Origin of the sequence: Devosia sp. (assembly GCF_040509215.1) — a bacterium.
In the GTDB taxonomy this organism is placed as follows: Bacteria; Pseudomonadota; Alphaproteobacteria; order Rhizobiales; family Devosiaceae; genus Devosia.
Genome location: NZ_JBEVLL010000169.1, coordinates 1 through 4,489 on the forward strand (window position 1 = coordinate 1; position 4,489 = coordinate 4,489).

7 protein-coding genes are annotated in these 4,489 nt (G+C 62.4%); all 7 read right to left on the reverse strand.

The genetic code is table 11. From position 1 onward, the window contains the following. Positions 1 to 70 precede the first annotated feature (70 nt). The 7 genes from ABW043_RS09300 to ABW043_RS09330 all read right to left on the reverse strand — a co-directional run bounded on the left by ABW043_RS09300 (position 71) and on the right by ABW043_RS09330 (position 4,368). Positions 71 to 907: an alpha/beta fold hydrolase gene (locus ABW043_RS09300; protein WP_353920935.1), complete on the reverse strand. Its 837-nt coding sequence runs from the start codon at positions 905 to 907 to the stop codon at positions 71 to 73. Further along, on the reverse strand, positions 907 to 1,239 hold the full coding sequence (locus tag ABW043_RS09305) for a hypothetical protein (protein ID WP_353920936.1): 333 nt from the start codon (positions 1,237 to 1,239) through the stop codon (positions 907 to 909). The genes ABW043_RS09300 and ABW043_RS09305 overlap by 1 nt, the downstream gene beginning before the upstream one ends. Further along, positions 1,236 to 1,574 (reverse strand): hypothetical protein, encoded by a 339-nt coding sequence (locus ABW043_RS09310; protein ID WP_353920937.1) that lies wholly within the window; start codon positions 1,572 to 1,574, stop codon positions 1,236 to 1,238. Before ABW043_RS09310 ends, ABW043_RS09305 begins: the two co-directional genes overlap by 4 nt. Before the next feature lie 138 nt (positions 1,575 to 1,712). Next, on the reverse strand, positions 1,713 to 2,090 hold the full coding sequence (locus tag ABW043_RS09315; RefSeq protein WP_353920938.1) for a response regulator: 378 nt from the start codon (positions 2,088 to 2,090) through the stop codon (positions 1,713 to 1,715). 72 nt (positions 2,091 to 2,162) lie between these two features. Beyond that, positions 2,163 to 2,759 carry a DUF6969 family protein gene (locus ABW043_RS09320; protein ID WP_502908630.1) on the reverse strand — a complete coding sequence of 199 codons (597 nt, stop codon included), beginning with the start codon at positions 2,757 to 2,759 and terminating at the stop codon, positions 2,163 to 2,165. Beyond that, positions 2,756 to 3,157, reverse strand: a complete 402-nt coding sequence (locus ABW043_RS09325) for a hypothetical protein (RefSeq protein ID WP_353920940.1) — start codon at positions 3,155 to 3,157, stop codon at positions 2,756 to 2,758. The genes ABW043_RS09320 and ABW043_RS09325 overlap by 4 nt, the downstream gene beginning before the upstream one ends. Continuing rightward, the gene (locus ABW043_RS09330) at positions 3,154 to 4,368 is read right to left on the reverse strand and encodes a YeeE/YedE family protein (RefSeq protein WP_353920941.1); all 1,215 of its coding nucleotides are present in this window, start codon (positions 4,366 to 4,368) and stop codon (positions 3,154 to 3,156) included. The genes ABW043_RS09325 and ABW043_RS09330 overlap by 4 nt, the downstream gene beginning before the upstream one ends. Positions 4,369 to 4,489: the final 121 nt, after the last annotated feature.

Below are 4,489 nucleotides of genomic sequence, written 5' to 3' on the forward strand. Positions count from 1 at the left end.
GACATTCGCTCCGGCCCTTTGTTTTCAATAGTTTGAGGCCAAACCCGGAATCAGTTTCGCGCCTAACGCGCTATTCGTCGTCATCCGGTTCCAGATCTTCACCCGCCAGCGCATCGAGGAATTCCTCGAGCATCCGATTGATCAGATCGGGCCGCTCGATGCTGGGAATGTGCGCCACGCCTTCCAGCACCGCGGCAAAAGAATTCGGCATCGTTTCGGACAGATGCTCGTGCCTGTCGATCAGAGCGGAAAAATCCTCTTCGCCCACGATCAGCATGGTGGGCGCGGTTACCGTGTCCACACGGCTCCACGCGTCAGGGCGCTGCTCTTCCTGCGTCAGCTCCGGCTTGGCCAGCGCCTTTGCATTCATATCGAGAAAAAGTTCGCGCACCGAACCGCCGACGCGACCGCTCTGGGCGCGCGGCCCATCGAGCCATTCATGCGCCTGCACCTTGTTGAGGAGATCGAGGTCGCCACGCTCCCAGGCGTCTTCCTCGGCCATTTCGATGGCGCTTTCCTCGGCCGTCGCGCTCCAGGGCGCACCGGTAACCGACGTGCCGATCAGCACGAGGCCAATAATCCGGCCAGGATGGGTCAGGGCAAAATCGATTGCCAGACCGCCGCCCATGGAACAGCCGACAAAGATCGCCGCATGGATATCCAAAGCGTCGAGAACCGCCTCGAGGTCATCGAGATGGCTGAACGGCTCATCGGGACTTTCCGCATCGCCATAGCCCCGCCGATCGTAGGCAATTGCATGCCAGCCATTGTCGGCGGCAAGCCGCATCTGTTCGTGCCACATGCGATTATCGCAGACGCCTGCATGCAAGAAGATGACCGGCAGGCCATCGCCCATTTCGACACCCGTCAGGGTGGCGCCGTCGATATCAATACTGAATTCGTCCATTACCACGCGCAGATTTCCGTTTCAGTCGCGTCGCTCTTCCAGCAGGCCCGGTCTTTCTTGGCCCTGAAGTAGGTTCCCGGAAGGGGCACCGAGCGTCCGCCTTTTTCATAGGTGGCACTGACAAAGCCCTGCCCGTCTGCCTCGATCCACAACTCGAAGGTTGGCTTGCCCACTGCAGTAATGCGGAAGCTGCCAGCCTCGTCGAGCCGCTGGAAATCGCAAGAATATTCGCCGTCGTCAGAGGTGAAGCAGCGCGCTTCTTTTGCCATCGCTGCCGGCACAACCATCAGCATGGCCAGCAATGCGGCAAAAGTAGCGCGGGCCGGGTTCATTCGAACACCAGGGCACAGAACCTGGTTTCGTAATCCTCTGCCTGCCAGCATCCCGGTTCACCCGCAATCGGCGCAAACGTGCCTAGTTCCTCGGGAACCTGACCGGGCCGGACGTCGGCTCCAATAAGGTAGCCGAGCCCTTCATCTTCCGCGACCAGAGCGAAGGCGAAGGTTTGGCCGTCGGGCAAGGCAAACGTCAGTCCGCCGCCATCGGTCTCCACATCGCATTCAAAATCGTCGTATCCCGTCAACGAGCACTGACCCGATACAGCCAATGCCGGAGCCGCGAGGGCAAGGCTGACTGCCAGCATCGCCCCCGTGATCATAATCTTCATGCATTCCCCCAGAACGCCAGATAACCAAAGGCCCGAGGGCCCCGGACACCAAGCTTATGGCAGAAATCGTAGCAAACCCAATGTGTATTATTGCGCTTTGAAGACGATGGTAAAGGCCGGCTTCTCTAGGAAAGCGCGTTATTCGCCGGTGTGGGCGGTGAGCAGCGGCGTCAGCGCCCGCTCGATATCATCAAGGGAATAGGGTTTGACGATGACGGCATGGCTTTGCCACTCGGGCGGCAGCCCCGCGCGGCCATAACCGGTCGCAAAAACCAGCGGCACGCCGCGCTCTTTCAGGATTTCGGCCACGGGGAATACCGTGGTGCCGCCGATATTGACGTCGAGTATGGCGACATCGACTGGCCCCAGCGCTTCCGCCATGGCGATGGCCTGGTCGAGGCGCATGGCCTGCGCCACCACTTCGCAGCCGAGATCGGCCAGAGCATCTTCGAGGCCGAAGAGGACCAGCGTTTCGTCCTCGACGACAAAGGCCCGGCTACCGGTAAACTTGGCCAAGAACGGCTCCTGTGCACAATTCACGACCGACTCATCTGGCCGTTGCAAACCTAATGGCAGGCACTTTAGGGCTCAATGGCCCGGAAGCAACGCGACAACATGTTCCGACGTGACTTCCAGCGCCCTATCCTCCCGCACGGCCGTGCCATCAGGCGGAACGTGCGCTGCAAGAACGGCATCGCGCGCGAGGATCAGGTCGGCGATCTCGCTTTCATAGGCCACAAAGATAGCGGTAAGCCAGCGATTGACCAGATAGGACGGCGACGGCATCTGCATGTTGAAGCGGCTAATGAGGTCTATCGTCCTGTCCGCATCGGCCCAGTCGTCGCCCACCACCCATTGATTGACGGTGAACAGGCGCAGCAAGCGCCCATTCGCATCGACGCCGATGGCGATGAGGTGATGAATGGCGCCCTCCGGGCCATCGGGGCGCAGGAAGCAATGGAAATGGCCGTGCTCGGCAACGCCCTCCTCCGCCGGATGGCAGTGATAAAACCACTGCGCATTGCTTGAGGGATCGAAGACATCGCCGGGCGGATAATGCTCCCACGCCTCGATATCGGACACACCGCGAAACGTGTCGCTGAGCACATTAAGACCACCCTTGGCGAGCACGGTTTCGCAAAAGGCGATCTCGTTGAGAGCGTGTTCGCGGGCGGTCGTCATCAGACGCTATCCACGACCAGTTCTGGCGCTTCCTGCCCGGCCGGCTTGGAGGCCGGCGGCGGAGGCGGCGCAGTCTTGGCAGGCGCTGCGTCCGCGGGACGTTGTGCCGGAGGCGGTGGCGGCGGCGCCTTTTGAGTTGGGGGCTTGGCGGGTGGTGGCGGCGGAGCCGCCTTGGCCGGAGCGCCCGCGGCGCATGGCGTAACCGGAGCCCCTGCAGCACAGGGCGCGACGGCACCAGCGGCACATGGCGCAGCGCCCGCGGCGCAGGGTGCCGATCCTGACGCAGCCGTAGCCTGGGCCGTGGGGCGCGGCGGCACCGGATTGGTCACATGGTCATAGGCGATGGCGGCCGTCGTGACGGCAAGCGCGGCGCCAAAAAGGAGTGTGTTGCGAGCGCTCATTTCTTGGCGAACCCATCAAGACCGAAGAAGGGACGCAGCCAGACGCCGACGAAAGACCCGACAAAAGCGGCGGCAAACCAGAGCCAGCCGTGAAGGCTGCCGGTAGCAATGCCTGAGAACAGCGCCCCGATATTGCAGCCGAAAGACAGGCGTGCGCCATAGCCCATCAGCAGGCCGCCAATGGCCGCCGCCAGCAGCGATCCTAGCGGCAAAGCGGCCTTGGGCGCGAATTTGCCGGCGATGGCCGCCGCTGCAGCGGCTCCGAGCACGAGGCCAAAATCCATGACGGAGACAGTATCGGCGAGAACGCTGGAATTGAGCGCCTGGGCTTGGGCCGGCCACGTCCAGAACTCCCAGCTCGCGACCGGAATGCCGACTGCTGAAGCGATCTTGGCGCCCCAGAGGCCAAAGCCATAGGTGATCGACCAGGGGTGACCCGCCAGCAGCAGCGTCGCGACATTGAGAAGGGCGAGCACCAGCCCTGCCCCGATCAGCGGCCATGGGCCATAAAGAATCCAGGTCCAGCCCTGACGCGCGGGAGCCGGTTCAGGTTCGATATTGCCGTGCACGCGCTTTTCGATGACCGCGGTGACCAGCGCCACGGCGGCGAGCCCTGCAATTGTCGCTGCAATGGCAAAGCCAACGCCCAACTCGGCGCCGAGGCTGATCGCCGGCAGCGCGGGCTGCAACAGCCAGAACGGCAAATGCGCTGTGCCTATAACAGCGCCAATGATGAAGAATGCCAGCGTCACCAGCATGCGCGCGGACCCACCACCAACGGTGAACAGCGTGCCCGAGCCACAGCCACCACCCAACTGCATGCCGAGGCCGAAAATGGCAGCGCCCAGCAGGACGGACACCCCAACCGGCGCCATCGCGCCAACCATGGACTGGCCACCGATATTGCCCGCGGCCACCAGCGGGATCATGGCAAGCGCCGCAACGCCGATGGTCAGCATCTGCGCCCGCATGCCGCGACCGCGCTTTTCAACCACCATGCGCTTCCAGCCGCCGGTGAAACCGAACGAGCCATGGTAAAGGGCAACGCCCAACCCGCCGCCGATCAGAAACAGCGTGCCCTGGCGCAAGTCGACTTGCCAGGTGATGAAAGCAAAGCCGGCCAGCAACATGGCGGCGGCAACGAGAAGCGGCGCCCTATCCACCACAGCGGGCGGCAGGAATTTTGGCGCGGGTGCGGAAATATCGCTCATGATTCTCAAAATGCAGATGTTCTAAAAGTTTTGGATGCTGCAGCCTTGCGGTGCAACATCCAAATCCAGATCAGTATTGAAGAGCCGCGATCTTACTGGATCGGGCGGGCCGGATCGGCAG